Source organism: Vibrio sp. Vb1755 (assembly GCF_033338635.1).
GTDB classification, from domain to species: domain Bacteria; phylum Pseudomonadota; class Gammaproteobacteria; order Enterobacterales; family Vibrionaceae; genus Vibrio; species Vibrio alginolyticus.
Window position 1 is genome coordinate 1 of record NZ_JAWOTA010000349.1, and the last position, 1,055, is coordinate 1,055.

At 46.0% G+C, this 1,055-nt stretch carries 2 protein-coding genes; both read left to right on the forward strand.

The features are described from left to right. Positions 1 to 219, forward strand: a 219-nt coding sequence (locus R7E00_RS25050) for a putative nucleotidyltransferase substrate binding domain-containing protein (protein WP_318124916.1), incomplete at its 5' end; no start/stop codon positions are given. Positions 220 to 251: 32 nt separating this feature from the next. Continuing rightward, on the forward strand, positions 252 to 881 hold the full coding sequence (locus R7E00_RS25055; protein WP_005478580.1) for a 3'-5' exonuclease: 630 nt from the start codon (positions 252 to 254) through the stop codon (positions 879 to 881). Positions 882 to 1,055 lie beyond the last annotated feature (174 nt).

The window sequence follows — 1,055 nt, forward strand, 5'->3', positions numbered from 1 at the left end:
AAACGCATCTTAGAACCTGAGACCGCAGACAACTTAAACGAAGCGTTGAAGCTGTTCTTTAAGATTCGCCTTCATCAGCAATTGAGTAAACAAGAAACACTTAACAACATTGATATCAAACAGTTAGACCGAACCGAGCGTGACTTGCTGCGTCATAGCTTGCATGTGGTGAAGAAGTTTAAGCAGTTCTTGGGCTTCCACTATCAAATCCGCGATTAAGCGCTTACACAAGTCAAAATGAGGCGTAGAGGATGAACTGGTTACAACGCAAATATTGGCATTACAAACTGAAAGGCTCGCCTTATCAGTCGCTGTTTTGTGCGCCACACAAAACCGAGTTTGTGTCTCTAGATTGTGAGACCACCAGCCTTGATCCGAACCGTGCTGAGTTGGTAACCATCGCGGCAACCAAGATCATCGACAACCGCATCCTCACCAGTCAGCCTTTTGAAGTACGCTTACGTGCGCCCCAATCGTTAGATTCTGGGTCAGTGAAAATTCATAAAATTCGCCACCAAGATCTGGCTGATGGTATCAGCGAGAAAGAAGCGTTGCTGAAACTGCTCGCGTTCATCGGCAACCGTCCTTTAGTCGGATATCACATTCGCTATGACAAAAAAATTCTCGACCTTGCCTGCCAAAGGCAACTCGGCTTCCCATTGCCAAACCCATTAATTGAAGTCAGCCAGATTTATCACGACAAACTAGAACGGCATTTACCCAATGCCTACTTCGACTTAAGTCTGGATGCGATTTGCAAGCACCTTGAACTGCCCATTCAAGATAAACACGACGCACTGCAAGATGCGATTTCTGCCGCCTTGGTTTTTGTGCGCCTCACCAAGGGCGATCTGCCAAATCTCACCGCGCCATACACATAAATCCTGGTGACCTAGCTCCCATAATTACTTTTATTTCAAGCATTTTCCGGCACACCCCTCTGTCTCATCCTAAAGTCTAATTGTGGAAATACGCGCGGTGACTGACAGTTATAGGCACAACGTCGTTCTAGGACGACTGAGTATTTAAGAACCAAAAGACAGCCCTACAAAAAT